The organism is Streptomyces sp. NBC_00190 (assembly GCF_036203305.1).
Taxonomy (GTDB): Bacteria; Actinomycetota; Actinomycetes; order Streptomycetales; family Streptomycetaceae; genus Streptomyces.
In genome coordinates, this window is the sequence record NZ_CP108131.1 from 976,264 (window position 1) to 1,000,488 (window position 24,225).

The following is a 24,225-nucleotide window of genomic DNA, read 5'->3' on the forward strand; positions in this document are numbered from 1 at the left end:
GCTACCTGCGGGATGCGGACGGTTCCTCACGGGTCGTGACGAAGGCAATTCGACACGTAGTAATTAGATGAATCCCTGACTGAATTCCCGTCAACAAGCCAATGCCTTATATCTCGATTTGATAACGACTCCCCCGGGAAGGCCTGGACCAATCGCCTGCGACGCGCGTAACTAGCCTTGTTTCATTGACTATTGATGGTTCGTCAAATCTGGTCGACAGGTAACGGAACGATTTCCCGAAGCACCCTCCCCTTTGTCCGAATTCTCCGGCGCATTCGTCTGGCAGGCTTCCGCGCACCCAGTGATCCCGATCCGATTTGAGGTGCCCATGACAGGACGACGCAGACGTCGCGAACACCGCAGGAAACCCCGGCGGTTGATACTCTTCACCGCCGCCACGGCCGCGGCGGGGATGATAGCCGCCGGCATCGCCTACTCCGGGCTCGGCGACGGGGCCCAGGCGGCGGCTCCGGTGGAAGCCGCCGCGGAGTCGTTCTCGCCGGCGGCCGCACCCGCCCGCGACCAGGACCCGGACCCGATCGCCGGCGCGCCCGCCAACGAGAACGACCGCGGCATGGTGTACGACGGCCTCGAGGCCGCGCCGAAGGGCGACCGGTGCGTCGGCGTGTACCGCACGGGCGCCGGACTGTGCAGCCACGGCCCCGACGCCCCGCCCAAGGGCGTGGACATCAAGAAGGACATCGCTCCGGCCGTCCAGGCGAAGGCCCCCGCGGCCGATCCGGCCCGCCCCGCGAGCGACGACCCGTCGACCACGGAAGGCGGCGGACGTCCTCAGGACGCGCCCGCCGCCGACGCCGGGTCCGCCAAGGCCAAGGCCGACGCACCCGCGCCCGCCGCCACGGCGGGCGGTCAGACCGTCGCCGCCGGGCCCGCGGGCCAGACCGTCCAGTGCGACGGCGACGGCAGCACCGGCAACCGCGTCCAGGTCGTGTACGTCCACGGTGCCGGCCGTGACCGCTACTCCGAGTACGTCGCCTCGTTCCGCAAGTGGGCGGCCGACGCCGACGTCATCTACTCGACGAGCGCCCAGGAGACCGGCGGCATCCGCCACATCCGGTACGTCACGGCCGCCGACTGCACCCCGACCGTGCTCAACATCGAGCTCCCGGACTCGGCGCTGTCCGAGTTCAGCGCGACCAACTCCGCGCTCGCCGGCAAGGGCCTCGACCGCCGCGACCGCAAGTACATGATCTTCGCGGACACCCAGGTCTACTGCGGCATCGGCACCTTCAACGGCGACGAGCGGCCCGGCCAGGCCAACCTGAGCAACTTCGGTCCCTCCTACGGGCGCACCGACTCCGGCTGCTGGGGCGGTCACACCGCCGCGCACGAACTCGGTCACAACCTGGGCGCGGTCAACAACAGCGCCCCGAACACCAGCCGAGGCGCGCACTGCACGGACGAGTGGGACGTCATGTGCTACTCGGACACCCCGTACTACCCGCAGATGCGCAACGTCTGCACCAACCAGGCGGCCGAGAACATCCTGGACTGCAACCACGACGACTACTTCCACACCAGTCCGAAGGCCGGCAGCTACCTGGCCACGCACTGGAACATCGCGGACAACCAGTTCCTGATGAAGACCAAGGGCGGCAACCCCGACCCCGGTCCGAACCCGAACCCGACTCCGACGCCGACCAAGAAGCCCACGCCGACGCCGACGAAGAAGCCGACCGGCGGACCGGCCGTGACCGCGGCCCAGATCCAGTCCGACTCCGTCGTGGTGAGCTGGCCCAAGGTCGAGGGCGGCGTCTGGTACCAGGTCCTGCTGAACGGCAAGCACCTGGCCTGGGTCCAGTCCCAGGCGCTGCGCATCTACAACCTCAAGCCCGGTACGGCGTACACGGTCGCCGTCTCGGTCCGTGACGGCGCCGGCCGCGACTCCGGACCCGGCAAGGACGCGTCCTTCCGTACGACGGGCGCGGGCGGCGGTACGACCACGCCCGGTACCCGCTACCTGCTCGGCAACGGCAGCACCGGCATGAACGCGGAGGTGTGGGGCGGCCGCAGCGGCGACGGCACCGTGCTCGTCGGTGCGCGTGCCAACGGATACGCCCAGCAGCAGTGGTACTTCGACGACGCGGGCAGCGGTCAGGTCCGCATCCGGTCCGCGGTCTCCGGCAAGTGCCTGCAGCCGGGCGGTACCCCGGCCGCGGGCATGTGGGTCGCGCAGCAGCCCTGCGGATCCAACGCCGCGCAGGCCTGGAAGCTGACGTCCCGCGGTGGCGCGGTGACCGTCACGGACCCGAGCGGCGGCTTCGCGCTGACCGTGAGCAACCGCCCGTACTACGGGAACTGGCTGCTCGACCTGCAGCGGGCCGACGGCCGCGCGACGCAGGCCTGGACGATGCAGAAGTCCGGCTGACCGACCGGTCGACCGACGGACGGGCATCAGCCCCGACGTCCTGAGCCCACCCCGGCGGACGGCCGCACCACGCGGCCGTCCGCCGGCCCCTCACCCCAGTCACCCGGAGTACCGCCACACATGCGCACAAGAACCGCTTTCCCCACCCTGCTGGCCGCAGTCGGCCTCATGTTCCTGTCCCCCGTCGCGGCCCACGCCCACGGTGACACCGTGAAGGTGGTGGTGACCGGACAGCGGGGCGGCCATGTCACCGCGGAAATCACCTGGGAGAACGACAAGGACGCCGTGGACGAGGCCGTCGCCGCCACGGTGAACGCCGTCAGCGCCGACGGCTCCCGCTCGCTCGGGGCCTGGCGCCTCGTCCGCGACCCCGCCGCGTCACCCGCGGGCTGGACCACGGCCGAGGTACTGCCTCCGGGGGCCTGGAAGGTCACCGTCGACGTGGGCTTCCCCGCCCTCGGACACGGTGAACTCGACGTCGCCGTCCCCGTGGTGGACCCGGCGCCCGCGACCGGCACGCCCGCGACCGGCGCACCGACGCCCAGCGCCCCCGCACCCGGCTCCTCGGCGTCCAGCGCCCCGGATCCCGCAACGACTCCCACGGCCGCTGCCGCACAGCCCGGCTCCGCCTCCGCCTCTCCGGCGCAGGAGCCGCCCGCCAAGGCCTCGGACGACGCCGTCTGGTGGACGACGGCGGGCGTGGCGGCGACGGCACTGGCCGGCGCGGCCGGGGGTCTCCTGATACGCCGCCGACGGGTGCAGCGGGCCCGGTCCGGGAGCCGGACGGCCTGACGGCACAATTCCCGGTATGGACATCACTGCGCAGGCGCTCAACCGGGCCACGCTCGCCCGGCAACTGCTGCTGGAGCGCGAGCCGCTCGACGTCGAGGATGCGGTGCGGCGGGTGGTCGCCCTCCAGGCCCAGCAGCCCGCCTCGCCGTACATCGCGCTGTGGAACCGGCTGAGCGGCTTCGACCCGGCCGGCCTCGACGCGGCCGTGACCGGGCGCCGGACGGTCAAGGCGACGCTGATGCGGCTCACCCTGCACGCGGTCCACGCCGAGGACTACCGGACCTTCCGTGAGGCGATGGAGCCGACGCTGCGCGGCTCCAGGCTCGGCGACCCGCGCTTCACGGCATCCGGGCTCACCGCCGACGACGCCGGCGTCCTGGTCCGGGATCTGCTGCGGTACGCCGACCTGCCGCGGACCGCCGCCGAGATCGGGGACTGGCTCGCGCAGCGGCTGGGCGCACCGATGGAGCCGGGCGCCCAGCGGATGCTGCGGCAGTACGCGCCGCTGTGGCACGCCCGCACGGGAGGGCCCTGGTCCTTCGAGACCCGGCCCTCGTACGTCGCGGCGGGCACGCCGCCCGTGCTCGCCGACCCCGATGTCGCCGCCGGCGGCCTGCAGTGCCTGATCCGCCGCTACCTGGAGGGCTTCGGGCCGGCGTCGGTGGCGGACATGGCGCAGTTCGCGCTGGTCCAGCGGGCCCGGGTCAGAGCGGCGGTGGGCGCGCTCGCCGACGAGCTCGAACAACTGGAAGGCCCCGACGGCACGGTGCTGTACGACGTCCCGGGCGCGCCACGGCCGGCCGGGGACACTCCCGCCCCGCCGCGGCTGATGGCGATGTGGGACAGCATCCTGCTGGCCTACGCCGACCGCGCCCGTGTCATACCTCCCGCCTACCGCAAGCACGTGATCCGCGTGAACGGCGACGTGCTGCCCACGCTGCTGGTCGACGGCTACGTCGCCGGCGTCTGGCGTCCCGTCGACGGCGGAATCGAGGCCGCCGCCTTCCACCCCCTTCCCGGCCGCGTCTGGGAGGGTCTGGCCGCTGAGGCCAGGTCTCTCGTCGCGCTCCTCGCCGCCCGGGACCCCAAGGCCTACGGGCGCTACGGCCATTGGTGGGCCAAGGGGCTGCCGGGCGTCGAAACCCGGCTGCTTCCGGGTGACTGAGCTCGGTCGTACGGCGTGGCGGTGAGGAGAACCCCGATGGCCGTCGGGAGCGTCACCAAGGTCATGAAGGTCAAGACCGCCCCCGCACCGACGGCCCCGCGCGAGCGCCGGTCCCCGCCCCGCGCCCGCCGCTCCGGCCGCCGTGGCCGGATCGTCGCCGCCCTGGCCGTACTGACGTCCCTGTTGATGCTGCTCCACGACTGGATCCCGAACCGGATCGGGAACTTCGGCAGCCTCGTCCAGACCTTCCTGCCCTGGACCGGCGCAGCCGTCGTCCTGCTTCTGGCCGCCGCTCTCCTGCGCCGGTCCCGCGTCGCGCTGATCGCCGTCCTGCTGCCCGCGTTCACCTGGGCGGCGCTCCACGGCGGCACCTTCCTCGACCGGGGCGACGGCGGGGCGGCGGACCTCACCGTCGTCACCCACAACGTGGACGACGTGAACCCCGACCCCGCCGGTACCGCCCGCGCCCTGGCCGCCTGCGGCGCCCAGCTGATCGCCCTGGAAGAGCTGACCGAGCCCGCCGTGCGCGGGTACGAACAGACGCTGGCCGGGACCCACCCGTACCACGTGGTGGAGGGCACGGTCGGGCTGTGGAGCACCTACCCCCTGCGTGACACGGCCCCGGTGGCGATCATGCCGTGGACCCGCGCGCTACGGGCCACCGCCGACACCCCCGCCGGCCCGCTCACCGTTTACGTTGCCCATCTCCCTTCCGTACGCGTGCGCCTGGGCTCGGGTTTCACCACCGAGCGCCGCAATGCGGCCGCGGGACGGCTCGCCGCTGAGCTGGCCGCCGCCCCGGCCGGCCGCACGCTCCTGGTCGGGGACTTCAACGGCACGACCGACGACCGGGCCCTGGCTCCGGTGATGGGCCGCTTCCGCTCCGCCCATGACGCGGCGGGAGCGGGCTTCGGCTTCACCTGGCCCGAGGCGTTTCCCGTCGCCCGCATCGACCAGATCCTGGTCCGGGACCTCACCCCGGTGTCGGCGTGGACCCTGCCGGCCACCCCCAGCGACCACCTGCCCGTGGCGGCCTCATTGCGGTTCTGACGCATTGCGGTTCTGACGGGCGGAGGCGACACGATCGACCCGCTCACGCTCAGGGGCGCTCGGCCGTGCCCGCTCTCCGACCCTCGTGGGGCTGGGCGCCTCCCCGTACGCACGGGACCGGACGAGAGCCCTCAGCATCCCGGCTCCGGCAACCACCGCGGCCAGCTGCAGGGCCATCGCGACGGCGACCTCCTCCGGCGGGACGACACCGTCGGGGTGGGTCAGCCCCACGATCAGCGTGAGCGGAAGTTTCCAGCCGCTCCACGCGAACAGCGAGCCGGAGCCGATCCAGCCGAGTGCCATCGGGACCGCGCGGGGCAGCCGCGCGGGCCGGGCACGGGCGAGCGCCCAGACCGCCGCGGCACCGACGAGCGCCCAGAGCGCGCCCAACCCGGTCAGCATGTACCAGCGGGTGTCCCGGTTGCCGGGCTGCGCGATCCCCAGGGTGCCGCCGGCCGTCCAGTACAGCCAGGCGAGCCCGACCAGGGCCGCGACGACGGCCGCCCACGGCCGCGCGGCGGGCGGCCGGTCGCCGACGCGCCCGGTGAACACGTCCGGCCAGCGACGCCGCATGTGGGCGGGGAACGCGAGGGCGAGGCCCAGCCCCGTGCCTATGAAGCCGAACTCGGCCAGCGCTCCCTGCCAGTCGGGCATCTCGCCGGCGTCCCCCGCGCCGCTCCCGGCCGCGTCGGCCCCACTGTCCAACAGCGTGGACAGCGCGGCGTACGGCAGGACGGACACGAGGAACCCCGCTCCCGCCCAGGCGACGAACGCCACCAGCCATCCCGGTATGCGCATTCCCCAGGGCCGCACCAGCGCGAGCGCGAGGGTGATCCCGATGACCGCCATGCCTATGGTCACGGTGTTCAGGAGTACCCATCCGGCCGGGGTGAAGCCGTCTCCAACCGATATCGCCCCGGCCAGGGAGCCGATCACCCACCACACCTTGATCAGCAGATAGGGCAGCAGTGCGACCGCAGCGCCGTACCCCCCTGCCCGCCCCCATCGCTCCCAGCGGTCCATCCGCTCCCCCTTCCAGGAGAGTTCCAGCATCCGGGAGCACGGCACCCGCCGGCCTCCCCCGCGGGAGCGATCCGCCTCCCCCATGCGGGGGAGCCCGGACCGCCCTCACGGGGGACCGGCGTCCGGACCTGCGTCCGACCCGTGGCTACCCCGCCGGGCCGGCTCCCACCGTCCTGAACGGATCGAGGCGCCGGCGCCGCCGGCTGATCGAGTCGGGGTCCCAGCCGGGACGCGGGACGGACGCCAGCAGCAGCCGGGTGTACGGGTGTTCGGGGCTGGCGAGCAGTTCGGCGACGGGCCGGTGTTCCATGGTCCGCCCCCGGTACATGACGAGCGCCTCGTCGCAGACGTACCGGACCACGGCCAGGTCGTGGCTGACGAAGACCAGCCCGATCCCCGTGTCGCGCCGGATGTCCGCCAGCAGGTTGAGCACCTGCGCCTGCACGGACACGTCCAGGGCGGACACCGCCTCGTCGAGCAGGAGGACGGCCGGTTCGACCGCCAGCGCCCGGGCGATCGCGGCGCGTTGGCGCTGCCCGCCGGAGAGCCGCCGGGGCAGGGCGGCCGCCTCCCGGTCGCCGAGGCCGACCTGGGCCAGCAGCTCCCGGACCCGGTCGGCCCGCACCGCGGGGTCGCGCCAGCCGTGCAGCCGGAGCACGCCGTCGACGGTCGCGCCGATACCGATCCGGGCGTCCAGGGAGAGGTAGGGGTCCTGGAAGACGATCTGCACGGCCTTGGCCCGGGCCAGTCGGGCCGCCCTGCCCCGTACCGACGCGGCGAGCGGCTCGCCCTGTACGAGGATCTCTCCCGCGTCGGGCCGTTCGAGGCCGATCAGCATGCGCGCCGTGGTGGTCTTCCCGGAACCGGACTCGCCGACGATGCCGAGCGCTCCGCCCGCCGGCAGGGAGAACGACAGGTCGTCGACCGCGACGACCTCCGTCCCGCCCGTGCGGTAGGTCTTGCGCAGGCCGGTCACCCGGAGAAGCTCCCCCGTGGTGGTATCGGTGGTCAACTTTCCTCCCTGCTGGACTGGATGGAGCCGACGAGCTCGGCGGCGCGGTGGCAGGCGACCTCGGCCGGCCCCGTTCGTCGCAGCGCCGGCGGAGACTGGTCGCAGCGGCCCGGCTCGGCGAACCGGCAGCGCGGTGCGAAGGCGCAGCCCGGCGCGGACTCCAGCAGCCCCATCGGGGCGCCGGGGATCGGGGTCAGCCGCCCGGTAGGACCGTCGAGGGGCGGCGAAGAGCCGAGCAGCCCCGCGGTGTAGGGGTGCCGGGGGGAGGCGAAGAGTTCCGCGACGGGCGCCGTCTCCACGATCCGGCCGGCGTACATCACGTAGGTCCGGTCGCTGACCGCGGCCGCGAGTTCGATGTCGTGGGTGATGAGGAGCAGCCCGAGTCCGCGTTCGCGCTGCAGTCGCCCCAGGATGGCGAGGATCTCCGCCTGGGTGCTGACGTCGAGGGCGGTGGTGGGTTCGTCGCACAGCAGCAGCCGGGGTTCGGCGGTGAGGGCCGCGGCGATCACGACGCGCTGGAGCATGCCGCCGGAGAGCTCGTGCGGGTACTGCTTCAGGTGCCGGGCGGGGTCGGGCAGGCCCACCGCGCCGAGCAGTTCGACGGCCCTGGCGTCGGCCTGGGTCTTGGACCAGCCGTGGACCAGGCGCAGCGGCTCGGTGAGGAAGTCCCCTATGCGGCGTACCGGGTTGATGGCCGCCCGGGGGTCCTGGTAGATCATCGCCGCCTTGTTCGTCCGTACCTCCCGCAGTCTCGCGGGGTCGGCCCCGACCAGGTCGATGCCGTCGACGCGGACCCGGCCGCCGACCTCGGCGCCCGTGGGGAAGAGACCGAGCGCGGCGCGGGCGGTGACGGACTTCCCCGAGCCGGATTCCCCGACGAGGGCGACGATCTCGCCGGCGGAGACCCGCAGTTCGATGCCGTCCAGGATCGGGCGGGCCATCGAGGGCAGGGTGACGGTGAGTCCGTCGTACGCGAGCAGCGTCGTTTCGGGCACGGTCATCAGGAGTCCCTCCCCGCGAGCCGGTCGCCGAGGTCTTCCCCGACGACGTTGAAGGCGACGACCACCAGGACGACGGCCACGGCCGGCACCACCGCGGACAGCGGCTGGCCCTGGAGTACGGCGGCTTGCCCCTGGTTGATCATGGCGCCCCAGTCGGGGGTCGGCGGCTGTACGCCCAGCCCCAGGAAGGAGAGGGCCGCGAGGTCGAGCAGGGCGTAACCGAAGTTCACCGTCGACTGGGCGAGCAGGGTCGGGGCGATGTTGGGCAGCATCCTGCGCACGGTGACGTACAGGGCGGAGTGGCCCTGTACCTGGTAGGCGGCGACGTAGGGCCGGGCCTTCTCCTGTACGGCGAGGCCGCGTACCAGGCGTGCGGTGTACGGCATGTACGCGATCGCCATGGCGAGCACGGGCGCCGTCATCCCCTTGCCGAACAGGGCCACCGCGAGGATCGCCAGCAGCAGGGCGGGGAAGGCGAACACCACGTCGAGCACGCGGCCGGCCAGGGTGTCGACCCAGCCGCCCCGCCACCCCGTGGACAGGCCGACGGCGATGCCGACGACGGTGGAGAACACCACGACCGCGAGGGGGCCGGCGAGGCTGGTGCGCGCCCCGGCGATCAGCGCCGAGAAGGTGTCGTGGCCGCCCTGGTCGGTGCCCAGCCAATGGTCGGCGCCCGGGCCCAGGAGGCTGTCGCCGAGCTGCCCGAAGGTGGGGTCCTGGGGCGCGAGCCAGGGTGCGAGCAGCGCGACGAGGACGAACAGGACGAGGAGCAGCAGGCAGGCCCGCTGGAGCCGGCTGCCGCCGAGGGTCCGCAGCCGGGCGAGGCTCCCGAGACGCGTGCGGGTGCGGGTGCCGGTGCGGGACCCGGGGCCGGGGCGGGGGCCGCCGGGCGCGGCGGGTGTCAGGATCGGTGCGCTCATCGTGCGCTCCCCGCCGCCGCCATGCGCGGGTCGATCAGCGGATGCACCAGGTCGACGAGTGCGTTGACCACGACGAACGCGGCCACCACGAGCAGCACGATGGCCTGGACGACCTGGAAGTCCAGCTGGTCCACGCACTGGACCAGCAAGGAGCCCACTCCGGACATGCCGAAGGCGGTTTCCACGATGGCGGTGCTCACCAGCATCCCCGAGACCAGCAGCGCGGAGACCGTCACGATCGGCCCGAGCGCGTTGCGCAGCACGTGGCGCCGGATCACCGTGCGCCGCGGTGTTCCGCGGCTGAGGGCGACCTCGACGTGATCGCGGCCCAGTTCGTCGATCATCGCCGAGCGGGTCACGCGGGTGACCAGCGCCATGAAGGTCACGGACAGGGCCGCTGCCGGAAGGATGACGTGGTGCAGCCGGTCCAGTAGGCCGGTGCCGTTCCCGATCGTGGGGAACCAGCCGAGCCGCACGCCCAGGACGGACCGGAACAGGAGCGCGGCGACGAAGGCGGGCGCGGCGGCGCCCACCGTCACCAGGAGCATCAGGGAGCGGTCGGTCCGGGTCCCCCTGCGCAGCGCGCCCGCCATGCCGGCGGCGACGCCGACCACGGCGATCATCAGGGCGGACGTCCCGATGAGCAGCAGGGACGAGGGAAGCCGGGACCAGATGACCGAGCCGACGTCCTGGTGGAAGAGGTAGGAGCGGCCGAAGTCGCCCCGCAGCACCCCTTCGAGCCAGTGTCCGTAGCGGACCAGGAAGGGGTCGTCGAAGCCGTACTGCCTGCGGATCTCGGCGAGTTCCTGCGGGCTGGGGCTGCGCCCCTTCACCAGGAAGCTCGCCGGGTCCCCGGGCGCCAGGAACAGTGAGGAGAACACCAGGAAGGAGGTGACCAGCAGGGTCGCCGCCATTCCGGCGAGCTTGCGCAGGACCCGTACGGCGCGCGCCGCCGCGGCCGTCATCCCTTGGCCCCGATCTCGGCCGCCCACGGGTAGTAGAGGTAGGCGATGGACGGCTGGGCGCCGGTGATCCGCTTGCCGAGGAAGACGCTCACGGGCTGGGTGTACAGGGGCAGCCACGGCAGGTCCCGCATGGCGACGGCCTGGGCCTCGGCGTTGGCCTTGGCGTGCTCGGCCGGGTCGTACGCCGCGATGGCACGGTCCACGGCGGCGTCGAACTGCGGCTCGGACCAGTTGCCGTAGTTGCTGAACGCGCCGGTCTGCAGTGATCCGTACATGTCGAGCGGGTCGGTGATGGACGTGTACCAGAAGGTGAGGAACAGGTCGATGCCCTCGCGTGCGGCCGGGTCGGTGAAGAGGGTCGAGTACTTCTCCGCGGAGACGGAGTCGATCTGCGGCTTCAGTCCGATGGCCGTGGCGGCCTGGGCGACGGCCTGGGTGATGATCGTCGTCTGGGAGTCCAGCGGGCTGGTCGCGATCACGATCTTCTGACCGGAGACTCCGGCCTCGGCGGCGAGCGCCTTGGCCTTGGCCGGGTCATAGGGGTACGCGGGCAGGTCCTTGCGCAGGCCGTCGCGTATCTCGGCGGGCGCGTCGCCCCAGAGGTTGTCGGTGGTGAGGGAGTCCGCGACCTCGCCGACCCCTCCGGCTCCGGCCTTGACGATGCCCTTGCGGTCGATGGCCATGAGCAGGGCGCGGCGCACCCGGGGGTCGCCGAGTGGGCCCTTGAGGTTGCCGACGACCTCGTCGGCGACCGAGGTGTTGCGGCCGAAGTAGAGCGTGCCGGCCTGACTCGCGCGCAGTCCCGCGTACGCGTTGGGCGGGACCATCCAGCCGCCGTCGACCTCGCCGCTCTGGAAGGCGTTGACGCGGGTGGTCGGGTCGGCGAGGAAGACGAACTTCACCTCGCCGGACTTGGCCTTGAGCTCAGGGTTCCAGTAGTCGTCGAACCGCTTGAGGGTGAGCGACTGGCCTGACGTCCAGGAGGCGAAGGAGAAGGGGCCGGTGCAGTTCACGCCGGTCTGCGGATTGCCGTAATTCTTGCCGGCCTTGGCGAGGGTGGCGGCGGACTCGATCGTGCCGGGGCTCGCGGCGAGGTACTTGTTGAAGGTGGAGTCGGGCTTCGCCAGGGTGACGGTGACTTCCATGGCTCCGGTCCGGTCGACCGAGGTGACGTTCCGGAAGGGGTAGGCCCAGACGCTGGCCGTCTGCGGGTCGAGGTTGCGGCGCAGGGAGGCCACGACGTCGTCGGCGGTGAGCTCGGTCCCGTCGTGGAAGCGCACGCCGGGGCGGATCTGGTAGACCCAGGTGGTGGGGGTGGGGTTGGTGTACGAGGCCGCGAGGTTCGGCGAGGTCGTCAGGTCCGGGTCCCAGCGCAGCAGGCTCTCGCAGACGTTGGCGAGGATCTGGTTCGGCGGGTAGTCGAACGAGTAGGCGTAGTCGATGCTGGTCGGCTCGGCGAAGACGGACCAGGTGAACGAGTCGACGGCGCCGGCGGGGGCGGGTGTCCGGTCCGTGAGCCGGTAGGCGGTGGCGCCGTCCGACGGCTTGTTCGCGGTACCGCTGCACGCGCTCGTGAGGAGCACCGCGGCCGCGGCGAGCCCGGCGGCTGCGGCCGAGCGGAGCCGGAGGAGCCGGAGGAGCTGGTGGCGTCGGAGGAGCTGGTGGCGTCGGGGTGATCCTGTTCGCGGCGATCCCGTTCGGGGTGATGACATCGTCTGGCTCCCTGAGGGGTGAGCTGGGTGAGGTACGTGGTGCCCGGCCGGTTGCGGTTCCGGCGGTTCAGCTGGTGGCGGCGAAGACGAGCTCGCCGTCGATGTAGGTGCGGCTCACCCTGGTCTCGGCGATCTCCTCGGAGGGGTGGGCGAAGGGATCCCGGTCGAGGACGACGAGGTCCGCGTACTTGCCCGCCTCGACGGTGCCGGTGACGTCGTCGAGGTGGTTGGCCCAGGCGCTGCCGGCGGTGTAGGCGGTGAGGGCCTGGGAGAGGGTCAGGGCCTGCTCGGGGAAGAACGGCGGGCAGGGCTGGTGGCTCCCGGCGGCGTTGGGCGCCTCGTCGGGTACGGCCCGGTTGACGGCGACGTGGATGCCCCACAGCGGGTTGGGGCTGCTGACCGACCAGTCGCTGCCGGCGACCAGGCGGGCTCCGGCCCGCTGGAGGTCACCGAACGGATACTGCAGGGCGGCACGCTCGGGGCCCAGGAAGGGGATCGTCAGCTCGTCCATCTGCGGTTCGTGCGCGGCCCACAGGGCCTGGATGTTGGCGGCCGCGCCCAGGCTCGCGAAGCGGCTTATGTCGTCGGGGTGGACGATCTGCAGGTGGGCGAGGTGGTGCCGGTTGTCGTTGGCGCCGTTGGCGTCGCGGGCCGCGGTGAGGGCGTCGAGCACCTCGCGGACGGCGCGGTCGCCCAGGGCGTGGAAGTGGATCTGGAAGCCCGAGCGGTCGAGCCGGGACACCGCCTCGGTGAGCAGCTCCGGATCGATGAAGCTGAGTCCGGAGTTCCCGGTGGCGCAGCCGCAGCCGTCGAGGTAGGGCTCCAGCATGCCCGCCGTGAAGTTCTCGGCGATCCCGTCCTGCATGATCTTCACGCTGGTGGCGTTGAAGCGGCCCACCCGGCCGGTGCGGCGGCGCTCCTCCAGGTCGGGGATCTGCTCCAGGCCGCGTTCGCGGTCCCACCACAGGGCGCCGACGACGCGTGCGCGCAGAGCTCCCTCGCGTGCGGCGCGCAGGTAGACGCCGAAGTTGTCGGGGTTGCCGGGGAAGGCGCCGATCATGGCGTCCTGCCAGCTGGTCACGCCGAGGGAGAAGAGGTGCTCCTGCGCGGCGAGCAGGCCGGCGTGCGACTCGTCGGGCGTCGCAATGGGCGCGTGACGGGTGACCAGGTCGACGGCGCCTTCCTGAAGGGTGCCGGCCGGGGTTCCGTCGGCCTCCCGCTCGATCCTGCCGTCCGGCGGATCGGGGGTGGTGCGGTCGACGCCCGCGAGGTGGAAGGCACGGGTGTTGGCCCAGGCTCCGTGGCCGTCGCGGTTGGTGAGTACGACGGGCCGGTCCGGCACGACCGCGTCGAGCATGGCGCGGGTGGGCGTGCCTCCGGGGAAGACGTCCATCGACCAGCCGCCGCCGCGGATCCAGGACGCGTCCGGGTGGTCCTTGGCGTAGGCGGCCACCACGGCCAGGTAGCCGTCGATGGTGCGTTCCTCGGCCAGGTCGCAGCCGAGCATCTGGACACCGGCCACGACGGGGTGGACGTGGGCGTCCTGGAACCCGGGGACGAGGAGGCCGCCGGCCAGGTCGACGACCTCGGTGGAACCGTCCGCGAGCGAGCGCACGGTGCTCGCGTCGGCGACGGCGAGGATCCGGCCGTCGGCCACGGCGACGGCGGCGTCGACCGGGGCGGACGAGGTCCCGGTGAAGACCCGCCCTCCGATGAAGACGGTGTCGGCCCGCTGCTTGACCGGCTGCCTTGTGTTGCCCATCGACGCACCCTCCGGCTCGGCGGGACGGACCCGCACGGCTTGTGTTGAGGAGGAGTGAACGGGAGCGCAACATTGTTGTCAACGGTGTTGCGCTCCCTCTGTTCCAAATCGATACACTGGCCGCACCATGCCGAAGTCATCCGACACACCCGCCCGGTCCAAGCGCGCGGGCAGCCAGCTCACACCCGACGCGATCATCGAAGCCAGCCTGCGCATCGCCGCTCGCGGCAGCGAGGACGCCTTCACCGTCCGCCGTCTCGGCGAGGAACTCGGCGCCGACCCCACAGCGATCTACCGGCACTTCCGCGACAAGGACGAACTGCTGCTCTCCGTCGCCGACCGCACGCTCGGCGAGGTCCTCGACAGCATCCCCGAGGGCCTCGACTGGAAGGACCGGCTGCGCGCCCTCGCGGACGGCTCCCTGGAGGTCGCGCTCAAGTACCCGGTGGTCGGTTCGACCATGGCCAGCCGGACCACCCGCAGACCCAACGAGTTCCGGGTCGTCGAGCTCATCATCGGGGCCGTCACGGAGGCCGGCCTGGACGGGGCGGAAGCGGCCGTCCACTACCGGATGGTCGGCGACTCCCTCCTCGCCTACGTCGGCCAGCGCGCCGCCTACCTGCTGTTCGACGCGGAGATCCGGGAGGCCGACGAGTCCTCCTGGAGCCGCGAGTACCGCCTGGTCGACCCGCAGGGGTTCCCCCACATCACCCGACTGAGCACCCAGCTGGCCGAGGTGACGGACGAGCAGATCTTCCGGGCCCGGGTCGAGGCCCTGATCACCGCGATCGAGACGCGGGTCGAGACGCTGCGCGGCGCGTAGCCCGCCCCCGCGTCGCGCAACGGCGTTGACATCATCGTTGACAGCGCCGTTGCGCGAGCGGTTCACTCCCCCTCAGCCCGAGTGCCATGCCCGCACGCGCTGTTCGGCTTCCTGGTGCCCGGATTCCGAGAAGAGGGGTCACATGCATCACCTGCGCAACGAACCTGCTTCCCCACCCCGTTCGGCCGACCGGGCCGGCATACCCGACCGGATCCGCCTCGCGTTCGCCCTGCACGCCGAAGCGCGCAGGCGCGGCATGCCCGTCGAGGAGGTCGCAGGCGAGCGCGCCGAGGCCGTCCGCCGCGAGAGCGTCCGTCGTGAGACCGTCCGCCACGAGCGCGGCCACGACGAAGAACGGCGAACCGCCCCGCCCGCGGGGACGTTCGGCCGCCGCCGGCTCCTCGGCGCCGCGGGCGCGCTGACCGCCGCCGCGGCACTGCCCGGCGGGCTGCTCACCCCGAACCGGGCGGCGGCGGCCACCGGAGCCGGCGCGCCGCGCGTCGTGGTCGTCGGCGCCGGGCTCGCGGGACTGCGCTGCGCCCACCGATTGTGGAACCGGCCGAACCCGGTCGCCGCCACGGTGTACGAGGCCGACGCCACCCGCATCGGCGGCCGCTGCTGGTCCCTGCGCGGCTTCTTCGACAACGGCGCGGTCCACGAGCACGGCGGGGCCTTCATCAGCTCCACCGACACCGCGGTCCTCGACCTGGCCCGCGGCCTGGGCCTGCGACGGGAGCTCGCAAACGGCGGCGAACTGCACGCCGGGGACTACGCCGCCTGGATCGACGGCGGCTCCTACCCCGGGCTCAGCCAGCAGGACGACTGGACCGCGGAGGCCTACGACGCGTTCAGCGCCTCGTACGCGGCCGTCGGCAGCCCGCGCCACGACAGCCACACCCCGGAGGCGTACCGGCTGGACCAGCTCTCCTGCCTGGACTACCTCGACGAGATCGGGCTGGCCCCCGGCTCCCGGCTCGGCCAGCTGATCCAGTCCCTCCAGCTCCAGTCGGGCGGCGAACCCGCCGAGGCCTCCGCGCTGGGAATGATCGGCTTCCTCGGATCCTCGTCCGTCTTCGCGGGAGGGCGCGGCTTCGACGAGAAGTACCACCTCGTCGGCGGGAACGACCAGCTCGTCAGCGGGATGGCGGCGCAGCTTCCGGCCGGCGCCGTCCGGCAGGGCTACGAGCTCATCGCCCTGCGGCAGAACGGCGACGGCTCGTACACCTGCACCTTCGACCACGACGGCAGCACGGTCTCGGTGCCCGCCGACCACGTCGTGCTGGCCCTGCCCTTCAGCACCCTGCGCGACGTCGATCTCTCCCAGGCCAACCTGTCCGCCCGCAAGCTGACCGCCATCCGGCAGCAGGGCATGGGCCAGAACGCGAAGCTCGTCGCCCAGCTGTCGGCCAAGACCTGGCCGGGGCTCGGCTACAACGGCATCAGCAACACCGGCCCGCTCGGCTACCAGACGGCCTGGGACGGCTCGGTCGCGTCGGGAGCCAACGGGGCACCGGCGCTGCTGGTCAACTTCCCCGGCGGGAACACCGCCCGCGACATGCTCACCGGAGCCGCGCACGGCCCGGCGCCCGAGGCGGACGTGCACTGGTTCCTCTCCCAGATCGAGCACATGTACCCGGGCACCACGGCCGCGTTCACCGGCAAGGCGTACGAGGACCACTGGTCGCGCGCCCCGTGGCAGCGGGGCGCCTACCACTACTACAAGATCGGCCAGTACACCTCGATCGCCGGCTGCGAAGGGATCCAGGAAGGCCGGATCCACTTCGCGGGCGAGCACACCGACGTGGACAACTCCACGCTGAACGCGGCGGTTTCCTCCGGTGAACGCGTCGCGGCCGAGATCGTCTGCCAGATCTGAGCCCTCGCCCGCGAGGACCGGCCGGCCACCTCGGCGGGGTCAGCCCGACGGGGTGAGCCGGTCCCACAGGAAGGTGTGCACCAGGGCCTCGTTGAAGGCGGTCTGCCCGTGGTCGGTGGCGCCCGCGTGGCCGCCGCCGAGGTGCTCGTGGAACAGGACGGGATGCCCGAACTCGCGCAGCCGGGCGGCCATCTTGCGGGCATGGCCGGGGTGGACGCGGTCGTCGCGGGTCGAGGTGAGCAGCAGCAGGGGCGGGTACGGGGCCCCCTCGGCCCGGACCTGGTGGTACGGGGAGATCCGCTCCAGGTGGGGCCGGTCGGCCGGGCTGTCCGGGTCCCCGTACTCGGCGATCCAGCTGGCGCCGGCCAGCAGCTTGTGGAAGCGGAGCATGTCCAGCAGCGGCACGTGGGCGACGACCGCGCCGAACAGCTCGGGGTCGCGGGTGAGCATCGCGCCCATGAGGAGGCCGCCGTTGCTGCCGCCCTCGATGCCCAGCTGGGCAGGGGTGGTGATGTCGCGGGCGACGAGGTCCCGGGCGACGGCGGCGAAGTCCTCGTACGCGCGGACCCGGTTCGCGCCCAGGGCCGCCTTGTGCCAGCTCGGCCCGTACTCGTGCCCGCCGCGGATGCCCGCGACGACGTAGGTGCCGCCGCGCGCGAGCCAGGCCCGGCCGGTGACCGCTCTGTACTGGGGGACCATGGAGATCTCGAAGCCGCCGTACCCGTACAGCAGGGTGGGCCCGGGGCCCGGGCGGTCCTCGGGACCGACGACGAAGTACGGCACCCGCGTGCCGTCCGCGGAGGTCGCGAAATACTGGCGTACGGCCAGACCCGCGGTGTCGAACAGCGCAGGGCCCTGCTTGAGGCTCTCGCTGTCGCCGCCCGCGGTGCCACGGTAGAGGGTGGACGGCTGGAGGAAGCCGGAGACGTTCAGGAAGTACTCGTCGCTCACGTCCGGATCGGTGCAGGTGACGGAGGCCGTCGACAGCGGCGGTACGCCCGGCAGCGGTGCGCGGCTCCAGCCGTCGGGGCCGGGGGTGAGGAGCTCCATCCGGGAGGAGACGTCGGCGCGGGTGGTGAGGACGAGGTGGTGGCGGGTCCAGCTGTAGCTGCCGAGCGCGGTGCGCTCGTCCGGGGTGAACAGCACCTCGGCCTCCCGCTCCCCCGCCAGGAAGGAGTCGAAGCCGAAGGCGAGCAGGGAGCCGGCGGGGTGGCCGAGCCACGGCGACTTCGTGGTGACGGTCAGCCAGTTCCGGTACACGGAGGCGCTCGCGTCGTCCGGTACATCGATCTTCAGCGGCGGGCCGTCGCTGCCGTCGGTCCGCGGCGGGAGGAGGAACAGCTCCTGGTTCCAGAAGTCGATCTGCCGGTGGACGAAGTCCCGCTCGAAGCCGGGCGTGTCGTCGCGCCAGGCAGTGGCGGAGAGGTCCGAGGGGCGGCCCTCGTAGACCGGTTCCGCCTCGGTGAGCGGGGTGCCGCGCCGCCAGCGGCGTACCTGGAGGGGATAACCGGACCCGGACATCGAACCGGGACCGAAGTCCGTCCCGATCCACACCCGGTCGCGGTCGATCCACCCGATCCGGGTCTTGGCCTCCGCGACCTCGAACCCGCCCTCGACGAACTCCAGGGCGGCAAGGTCGAACTCGCGCACGACGCAGGCGTCCGCGCCGTCCCGCGACAGCATGACCAGGGCGTGGCGGTGCTCGGGGGCCAGGACGCTGCTGCCCGCCCAGGCCCACTTCTCCCCCTCCGCCTCGGCCAGGGCGTCCAGGTCCAGGACGGGCTCCCAGGCGGGCCGGTCCTTGCGGTACTCCTCCAGCGTGGTGCGCCGCCAGAGTCCGCGGACGTGCTCGGCGTCCTGCCAGAAGTTGTAGAGGTGGCCGCCACGACGGGTGACGTAGGGGATCCGGCCGTCGTCGTCGAGGACCTCGCGGATCCCGCGCTCCAGCTCCTTGAACCCGGGCACCTCGGCCAGCGCGGCCACGGTTTCACCGTTGCGCTCGCGCACCCAGTCGAGGGCCGTCTCGCCCGAGATGTCTTCCAGCCAGAGGTACGGGTCTTCATCGCTCATCCGCCGATTGTGCAGGACGCGGACCCCTGGTCAGGAAACGTCAGGAAACGTCGACCGCCCCGAGGCGGGCGGCGCGCAGGGCGGTGCGCACCGACCAGATCACCGAGACCAGCGGTACGGCGACGACCGCGCCCACCACTCCGGCCGCGATGGCGCCCGCGCTGACCGAGATCGCCACCACCAAGGGGTGCAGCCGGACCGCCCAGCTCATCACCAGCGGATGCAGCAGGTGCCCCTCGATCTGGCCGATGACCACGATCAGAGCGATCACCACACCCGCGATGAGCGGTCCCTTCGAGGCCAGGGCGACCACCGCGGCGACCGCGAGCGCCACCGGCGAGCCGACCAGGGGGACGAACGCCGCGAGGAACTCCAGCAGTGCCAGCGGAACGGCCAGCGGGACCCCCAGGAGGTACAGGGCCACCCCGACGAGGACGGCGTTCGTCGCCGCGATCAGCACGATCCCGTGGGTGTAGCCGGTGAACGTGGCCCATGCCGCGCGGCCTGCGACCATCACGGGCTCGCGCGCCGCGGCGGGCAGCTGCGCGCAGAACCACGACCACTGGCGGGCTCCGCCGTACAGGAAGAGGACGGCGGAGAAGACGGCGAGGGCCAGGACGGCGAGGACCCGCACCAGCTGTCCGGCTCCGCTGAGCGCCGTACTGAGCAGGGTCGAGCGGTGGCTCGACAGGTACGCGCCGATGCGGGACTCGATGTTCGTCAGCGCTCCGGGATTCAGCCGGAAGGGGGGCCGCTCCAGCCACTCCTCGATGCTGCCGAGGCCCTCGCGGAACTCCCGGACCAGGGTGGTGCTCTCCCCGGCCACCGCCTCGCCCACCAGCGCCAGCCCGCCCAGCAGCAGCACCGCGCCCCCGAGCAGACAGACGGCGACCGCGAGGGACCGGGGCAGTGAGCGCCCCAGCCATCGGGTGGGGGCGCCGAGCAGCGCCGTGATGACGAGGCCCAGGAAGAGCGCCACCGTGATCTCGTGGAACCGCCCCAGCACGACGAAGACCGCGTAGACGGCGGCGCCGACGACCAGCAGGCGCCAGGCGTACGACGCGGCCGTACGCAGGAACGAGGACACCGGCGGCATGACCTCATGGGTGCCACGGCGGAGCCCCGATGGCACGCGCGCTGTCCCGGATTCGCCCGTCCGGGGCGGATAAATCCGTTGCCGAGGCCTGCGCGATCGCCGACGATGACACCTCGTGAGTACATCCCGATGGGCCTCGGTCCTGCCCGATCTCGCCCCCTGGCGGTCCAGCCGGGACTTCCGGCTGCTGTTCGTCCAGGGGACGGTCACGTTCTTCGGCTCGTTCATGGCGATGATCGCGCTGCCGCTGCAGATCAAGCACCTGACGGACTCGCCGCTGGCGGTCGGCGCGATGGGCGCGGTGGAACTGGTTCCGCTGGTGGTCTGCGGGCTGTACGGGGGCGCCCTCGCCGACGCCGTCGACCGGCGCCGGCTGATCCTGCTGACCGAGGCCGGGCTCGGGGTGCTCGCGCTGGTGCTGCTGGTGAACTCGGTTCTGCCGAGCCCGCTGCTGTGGCCGCTGTACGTGGTGGCGGCCGGTGTGTCGGCGCTGACCGGGCTGCAGCGGCCCGCCCTGGACTCGCTGATGGCCCGGATCGTGCCGCACGACCAGCTGACCGCCGCTGCCGCGCTGGGCGGGCTGCGCTACCAGTTCGGCGCGATCGCCGGTCCGGCGCTGGCCGGCCTGGTCGTCGCCTACGCCGGCTACGCCCCGGCCTACTGCGTCACCGTCGCGGGCTTCCTCGTCTCCGTGCTGCTGTGCCTGCGGCTCGCACCGGCTCCGCCCGTGCGGGGCGCCGACCGTCCTTCGCTGCGTGCGATCGCCGAGGGCGCGCGGTACGCGTGGAGCCGTCCGGTGCTGCTCGGCACCTACGCCGTCGACCTGGCGGCGATGTTCTTCGCCTTCCCGAACGCGATCTTCCCGTTCCTCGCGGACGAGCTCGACGCGGTGTGGGCGCTCGGGTTCATGTACGCGGCGGGCGCGGTCGGCTCGCTGGTGCTGGGGCTGACCAGCGGCTGGGTGTCGCGGGTACGCCGGCACGGGCTGCTGGTGGTGTGCGGCGCCGCGGTCTGGGGCCTGGCGATCGCGGCCGCGGGCTGGTCCACCGGCATCTGGCCGGTGCTGGTGTGCCTCGCGGTGGCGGGCGCGGGCGACATGCTGAGCGGGCTGGGCCGGGCCACGATCTGGAACCAGACGATCCCCGAGGAGCTGCGGGGCCGACTCGCCGGCATCGAGGTGCTCTCGTACAGCGTCGGCCCGCAGCTCGGTCAGGTACGGGCCGGCACGATGGCCGGGTGGACCGGCACCCGGGCGGCCTTCTGGAGCGGCGGTCTGGCCTGCGTGGCGTCGGTGGCCGCACTGGCCGCACTGCTGCCGAAGCTGATCTCCTACGACGCGGACACCGACGAGGACGCCCTGCGCCGCCGCAGTGCACAGGAGGCACGGTCCCGGGAGACGGCGTCCGCGGCGTGAGTCCTGATCGTGCGCGAGGCTCTCCGCTACGGCCAGGGCACCTCCGGCGTGCGGGAGTACCGCACGCCCATGGCGTCCAGCCGCGGGCCCTGCGCCGCCAGCCGCTCCCGGTAGGCGTCCCAGTCCAGGGCGGCGGCCGGTGACCAGCCGAGTTCGGCGACGCCGAGGACCCGCTGGAACTGCTCGTACTCCGGTGGCGCCGCCACGCCCAGGACCGCCTGGCGCGGCACGCCGGGCAGGCAGTCGCCCGGGTCCCACTCGTACGCGCGCCGCACGGACAGCGCCCGGTCGGCGGGCGACAGGATCACCCGGGCGCCGGCGCGCACCGCTTGCGCGAGCTTCGCGCGCTCCGCCGGGCTCGCCCCCTCGTGCCTCGCGTACATCACCACGGCGCTCCCCTCGGCCCGGCGCGGCTCCGGGACGACCTCCATGTAGCGGCCGCGCGCGTGGCGGACCAGTTCCCGGTACGCGTCCGCGGTCCAGGCGCCTCGCGTACGCAGCACGTTGATCTTGTAGAGGGCGAGCTGGTCCACGTACGCCTTCAGCCGCGCGACACCGCCGCCCTCGGGACGGACGGCCTCGACCGTCGCGGCCCGGTGGGCGAAGCGGGGTGTGTCGGTGACCGCGCCGCCCGCCACCGTCCACGGCGCGCCGCCCACGGGCAGGAGCTGACGGAGGGTCTGGGTGCCGCGGAACAGTCCTGCCGGCCGGAAGGCGGTGACGATGACCCCGTCCTCGTCGGACTGGAGCCGGTAGCCCTCCTCGCCGAAGCTTCCCGCGTACGGGTCCAGGCGCAGGCGGATGCCGTCCGTGACGGCTTCGGCGGCGGTCTCCTGGACCGGCAGCGGCAGGCGGGCGGTGCGGCGCCAGGCGGCGGCGAGCTGTTCGCCGATGGCACGGACCTCGCCGGAGCCGGCGGTCGTACGGATCACCGTGCGCGGGCCGAGCGTGTAGCCGGGGCCTCCGGGTGCGACGGCGGCCGGCGCCGGGACGATCCGCTGGTACGGAGCCGGTGCGGTCCGCCGAACGGGGGCGGCGGAGCCCAGGAGGTGCCCGGCGGGGGCGGAAGAGGCCGCGACGGCCGCGCAGAGCAGCAGGCCACCGAGAGCGCCGAAGGCGACGGGGAGCTTCATCAGACAAGGAATAGGCCAGTTCGACCCGTTTCGGCGGTATGAGCGCCCGGGACGGGTGGAGCCCATCCGAAAGGACGCCGTCGGCGCCGGGCGCAGGAGTACGCGCGGCCGGTCGCCGGGCGCGGACCCGCCCGCGGCCGCTACCGTCGCCTGATGATGCCGACCCGTCGTGGCGCCCTGGCGCTGCTGGCCGCCGGACTGCCCGCGCTCGCGCCGGCTCCCCCGGTCCCGCTGCGCGTCGTCTCGTACAACATCCACGCGGGCGCCGGTGCCGACGGCGTCTTCGACCTGGACCGGCAGGCAGCAGCCCTGCGCTCCCTGCGGGCCGATGTCATCGGGCTGCAGGAGGTCGACGTCCGGTGGGGCGCCCGCAGCCGGTGGCTCGACGTGGCCCGCGAACTCGGCGGGCGGCTGGGCATGCGAGCCTCTTTCGCCCCGATCTACCGCATCGGCGACCGGGAGTTCGGGGTGGCCGTGCTCTCCGCGTTCCGCGTTCTGGCCGCCGCGAACCACCGCATCACCAGGCTGTCCACGCAGGACCCCGGGCCGGGGCGGCCCACGCCGGCGCCCGCACCGGGCTTCGGGGAGGTCGTCCTGCGGGTACGGGGCGTACCGCTGCGCGTGTTCGTCACCCACCTCGACCACCGCGCCGATCCCTCCGTACGGGCGGTGCAGGTGGCCGAGATGCGGCGGATCATGCGGCGCGGGCCGGAGCCGAAGATCCTCCTGGGAGACTTCAACGCGCCGCCGTCGGCGCCCGAACTGGCCCCGCTGTGGCGCGAGCTGACGGACGCGGACCCGGGCGGGTCCACGTATCCCGCCCACGAGCCGGTCGAGCGGATCGACTACGTGGCCGTGTCGGCGGCCGTGCGGGTGCGCGCCGCGGCGGTCGCCGACACCCTCGCCTCCGACCACCGCCCGGTCGTCGCCGACCTGCTCCTGGGGCTAAGCGGCCTCGGGGAAGTAGGGCACGTCCCCGAGGCCGCTTAGGGCCTCAGGGCAGCGGGACTCCCCTGGCGGTGGTCCAGAGTTCGTACCACTCCTCGTGCGTGAGGTCGGGCTCGCGCACCGCCGCGTCCCGGCAGGCGCGGATCCGGTCGGGCCTGACGGTGCCGATGACCGGCGCGATGCCGGCGGGGTGCCGGCCCAGCCACCACAGCAGGACCGACTCGGGCGTCGTGTCCTTGCGCCGGGCGAGGTCGTCCAGCAGCCCCGCGGTAGCCCGTTCGGCCGGCGTCTGCTGGCGGCCGGTGAAACGTCCCTGCGCCAGCGCTCCCCAGGCCTGGAGGCGGATGCCGTGGTCCCGGCAGTGCTCCAGCGTCCCGAACGGGAACCCGTTGGCCGCGTACTCGGGGGTGTTGAGCACGACCCCGGCTTCGACCCAGTCCCGGTGGTGCAGGCTCATCTCCAGCTGGTTCGCCACCAGCGGCAGGTCGAGCCGGGACTGGAGGTGGGCGATCTGCGCGGCTCCCATGTTGGACACGCCGAAGTGCCGTACGAGGCCCTGCCGGTGCAGGGACATCAGCGCCGACGCGACCGAGTCGACGTCGGCGAGCGGGTCGGGGCGGTGCAGGAGGAGAACGTCGATCACATCGGTCCGCAGCCGGACCAGACTCTCCTCCACGCGCCGCGTGATGCTCTGCCCGCGCAGGTCGTACATGCCCGGACGGTCCTCGCCGGCCAGGCGGATCCCGCATTTGGTCTGGATCGTGACGCGTTCGCGCAGCCCCGGCGTCCGTGCGAGCACCTCGCCGAAGACGGCTTCGGCCTTCCCGTGCCGGTAGATGTCGGCATGGTCGAAGGCGGTGATCCCGCTGTCGAGGGCCGCCTCGATCGCCGCCTCGGCGGCGTCGATGTCCCCGGGCCCGTACGGACCGGGCTCCCAGCTCCCGCCCAGCCCCATGCACCCGTACAGCACCCGGTCACCGCTCACGGCCTCAGCCTCCTTCGTCACCACGCCCCCACCCTATGCATGTGCCGTCGGCGACGAGCCGTTCAGGAGCCCTGCCGGCAACCCCG

The 24,225-nt window shown here is 72.9% G+C and carries 19 protein-coding genes; 8 read left to right on the top strand and 11 right to left on the bottom strand.

Annotated features, from left to right (window positions below):
* Window positions 1-376 precede the first annotated feature (376 nt).
* From OG429_RS04985 to OG429_RS05000, 4 genes are all read left to right on the top strand, one after another.
* Window positions 377-2,389, top strand: a complete 2,013-nt coding sequence (locus tag OG429_RS04985) for an RICIN domain-containing protein (RefSeq protein WP_328924057.1) — start codon at window positions 377-379, stop codon at window positions 2,387-2,389.
* A gap of 120 nt (window positions 2,390-2,509) precedes the next feature.
* The gene (locus OG429_RS04990; protein WP_328924058.1) at window positions 2,510-3,181 is read left to right on the top strand and encodes a hypothetical protein; all 672 of its coding nucleotides are present in this window, start codon (window positions 2,510-2,512) and stop codon (window positions 3,179-3,181) included.
* A 16-nt stretch (window positions 3,182-3,197) separates the two neighbouring features.
* Window positions 3,198-4,346 carry a winged helix DNA-binding domain-containing protein gene (locus OG429_RS04995; protein ID WP_328924059.1) on the top strand — a complete coding sequence of 383 codons (1,149 nt, stop codon included), beginning with the start codon at window positions 3,198-3,200 and terminating at the stop codon, window positions 4,344-4,346.
* Window positions 4,347-4,382: 36 nt separating this feature from the next.
* Window positions 4,383-5,396 (top strand): endonuclease/exonuclease/phosphatase family protein, encoded by a 1,014-nt coding sequence (locus tag OG429_RS05000; RefSeq protein ID WP_328924060.1) that lies wholly within the window; start codon window positions 4,383-4,385, stop codon window positions 5,394-5,396.
* Here the strand turns inward: OG429_RS05000 and OG429_RS05005 are convergent.
* The 7 genes from OG429_RS05005 to OG429_RS05035 all read right to left on the bottom strand — a co-directional run bounded on the left by OG429_RS05005 (window position 5,382) and on the right by OG429_RS05035 (window position 13,794).
* On the bottom strand, window positions 5,382-6,464 hold the full coding sequence (locus tag OG429_RS05005) for a hypothetical protein (RefSeq protein ID WP_328924061.1): 1,083 nt from the start codon (window positions 6,462-6,464) through the stop codon (window positions 5,382-5,384). The genes OG429_RS05000 and OG429_RS05005 overlap by 15 nt on opposite strands.
* A gap of 100 nt (window positions 6,465-6,564) precedes the next feature.
* Window positions 6,565-7,431 carry an ABC transporter ATP-binding protein gene (locus OG429_RS05010; protein ID WP_328924062.1) on the bottom strand — a complete coding sequence of 289 codons (867 nt, stop codon included), beginning with the start codon at window positions 7,429-7,431 and terminating at the stop codon, window positions 6,565-6,567.
* Entirely contained in the window at window positions 7,428-8,432 is a 1,005-nt protein-coding gene (locus OG429_RS05015; protein WP_328924063.1) for an ABC transporter ATP-binding protein, read from the bottom strand. Before OG429_RS05015 ends, OG429_RS05010 begins: the two co-directional genes overlap by 4 nt.
* Window positions 8,432-9,355: an ABC transporter permease gene (locus OG429_RS05020; protein ID WP_328924064.1), complete on the bottom strand. Its 924-nt coding sequence runs from the start codon at window positions 9,353-9,355 to the stop codon at window positions 8,432-8,434. Before OG429_RS05020 ends, OG429_RS05015 begins: the two co-directional genes overlap by 1 nt.
* On the bottom strand, window positions 9,352-10,320 hold the full coding sequence (locus OG429_RS05025) for an ABC transporter permease (protein ID WP_328924065.1): 969 nt from the start codon (window positions 10,318-10,320) through the stop codon (window positions 9,352-9,354). Before OG429_RS05025 ends, OG429_RS05020 begins: the two co-directional genes overlap by 4 nt.
* Window positions 10,317-12,032: an ABC transporter substrate-binding protein gene (locus OG429_RS05030; protein ID WP_328924066.1), complete on the bottom strand. Its 1,716-nt coding sequence runs from the start codon at window positions 12,030-12,032 to the stop codon at window positions 10,317-10,319. Before OG429_RS05030 ends, OG429_RS05025 begins: the two co-directional genes overlap by 4 nt.
* A 67-nt stretch (window positions 12,033-12,099) precedes the next feature.
* Window positions 12,100-13,794 carry an amidohydrolase gene (locus OG429_RS05035; RefSeq protein WP_328924067.1) on the bottom strand — a complete coding sequence of 565 codons (1,695 nt, stop codon included), beginning with the start codon at window positions 13,792-13,794 and terminating at the stop codon, window positions 12,100-12,102.
* A 127-nt stretch (window positions 13,795-13,921) separates the two neighbouring features.
* On the opposite strand from OG429_RS05035, the gene OG429_RS05040 reads away from it, so the two are divergent.
* Together OG429_RS05040 and OG429_RS05045 are read left to right on the top strand one after the other, a co-directional pair.
* Entirely contained in the window at window positions 13,922-14,617 is a 696-nt protein-coding gene (locus OG429_RS05040; RefSeq protein WP_328924068.1) for a TetR/AcrR family transcriptional regulator, read from the top strand.
* A 142-nt stretch (window positions 14,618-14,759) separates the two neighbouring features.
* Window positions 14,760-16,493, top strand: coding sequence for a flavin monoamine oxidase family protein (locus OG429_RS05045; RefSeq protein ID WP_328924069.1), 1,734 nt, complete (start codon window positions 14,760-14,762; stop codon window positions 16,491-16,493).
* 39 nt (window positions 16,494-16,532) lie between these two features.
* Here OG429_RS05045 and OG429_RS05050 read toward each other — a convergent pair whose 3' ends face one another.
* A complete protein-coding gene (locus OG429_RS05050) occupies window positions 16,533-18,563 on the bottom strand; it encodes a prolyl oligopeptidase family serine peptidase (protein ID WP_328924070.1) in 2,031 nt (676 codons plus the stop codon).
* A gap of 40 nt (window positions 18,564-18,603) precedes the next feature.
* Window positions 18,604-19,659 carry an AI-2E family transporter gene (locus OG429_RS05055; RefSeq protein ID WP_328924071.1) on the bottom strand — a complete coding sequence of 352 codons (1,056 nt, stop codon included), beginning with the start codon at window positions 19,657-19,659 and terminating at the stop codon, window positions 18,604-18,606.
* A 115-nt stretch (window positions 19,660-19,774) separates the two neighbouring features.
* Between OG429_RS05055 and OG429_RS05060 the strand changes: the two genes are divergently transcribed.
* Complete coding sequence (locus OG429_RS05060; protein WP_328924072.1) at window positions 19,775-21,073, top strand: MFS transporter; 1,299 nt, start codon at window positions 19,775-19,777, stop codon at window positions 21,071-21,073.
* A gap of 26 nt (window positions 21,074-21,099) precedes the next feature.
* Here the strand turns inward: OG429_RS05060 and OG429_RS05065 are convergent, their stop codons facing one another.
* Entirely contained in the window at window positions 21,100-22,206 is a 1,107-nt protein-coding gene (locus OG429_RS05065) for a beta-N-acetylhexosaminidase (protein WP_328924073.1), read from the bottom strand.
* 153 nt (window positions 22,207-22,359) lie between these two features.
* On the opposite strand from OG429_RS05065, the gene OG429_RS05070 reads away from it, so the two are divergent.
* Complete coding sequence (locus OG429_RS05070) at window positions 22,360-23,196, top strand: endonuclease/exonuclease/phosphatase family protein (protein WP_328924074.1); 837 nt, start codon at window positions 22,360-22,362, stop codon at window positions 23,194-23,196.
* A gap of 4 nt (window positions 23,197-23,200) precedes the next feature.
* On the opposite strand, the gene OG429_RS05075 is transcribed toward OG429_RS05070, so the two are convergent.
* Window positions 23,201-24,163 (bottom strand): aldo/keto reductase, encoded by a 963-nt coding sequence (locus OG429_RS05075; RefSeq protein ID WP_328924075.1) that lies wholly within the window; start codon window positions 24,161-24,163, stop codon window positions 23,201-23,203.
* Window positions 24,164-24,225: the final 62 nt, after the last annotated feature.

Bases quoted from the DNA above. Each gene is read 5' to 3' on its own strand.
- OG429_RS05050 (WP_328924070.1), bottom strand. From the start codon at position 18,563: ATGAGCGATGAAGACCCGTACCTCTGGCTGGAAGACATCTCGGGCGAG.
- OG429_RS05070 (WP_328924074.1), top strand. From the start codon at position 22,360: ATGATGCCGACCCGTCGTGGCGCCCTGGCGCTGCTGGCCGCCGGACTG.
- OG429_RS05035 (WP_328924067.1), bottom strand. From the start codon at position 13,794: ATGGGCAACACAAGGCAGCCGGTCAAGCAGCGGGCCGACACCGTCTTC.
- OG429_RS05015 (WP_328924063.1), bottom strand. From the start codon at position 8,432: ATGACCGTGCCCGAAACGACGCTGCTCGCGTACGACGGACTCACCGTC.
- OG429_RS05045 (WP_328924069.1), top strand. From the start codon at position 14,760: ATGCATCACCTGCGCAACGAACCTGCTTCCCCACCCCGTTCGGCCGAC.
- OG429_RS05025 (WP_328924065.1), bottom strand. From the start codon at position 10,320: ATGACGGCCGCGGCGGCGCGCGCCGTACGGGTCCTGCGCAAGCTCGCC.
- OG429_RS05055 (WP_328924071.1), bottom strand. From the start codon at position 19,659: ATGCCGCCGGTGTCCTCGTTCCTGCGTACGGCCGCGTCGTACGCCTGG.
- OG429_RS05040 (WP_328924068.1), top strand. From the start codon at position 13,922: ATGCCGAAGTCATCCGACACACCCGCCCGGTCCAAGCGCGCGGGCAGC.
- OG429_RS05065 (WP_328924073.1), bottom strand. From the start codon at position 22,206: ATGAAGCTCCCCGTCGCCTTCGGCGCTCTCGGTGGCCTGCTGCTCTGC.
- OG429_RS05030 (WP_328924066.1), bottom strand. From the start codon at position 12,032: ATGTCATCACCCCGAACGGGATCGCCGCGAACAGGATCACCCCGACGC.
- OG429_RS04990 (WP_328924058.1), top strand. From the start codon at position 2,510: ATGCGCACAAGAACCGCTTTCCCCACCCTGCTGGCCGCAGTCGGCCTC.
- OG429_RS05020 (WP_328924064.1), bottom strand. From the start codon at position 9,355: ATGAGCGCACCGATCCTGACACCCGCCGCGCCCGGCGGCCCCCGCCCC.
- OG429_RS04995 (WP_328924059.1), top strand. From the start codon at position 3,198: ATGGACATCACTGCGCAGGCGCTCAACCGGGCCACGCTCGCCCGGCAA.
- OG429_RS05000 (WP_328924060.1), top strand. From the start codon at position 4,383: ATGGCCGTCGGGAGCGTCACCAAGGTCATGAAGGTCAAGACCGCCCCC.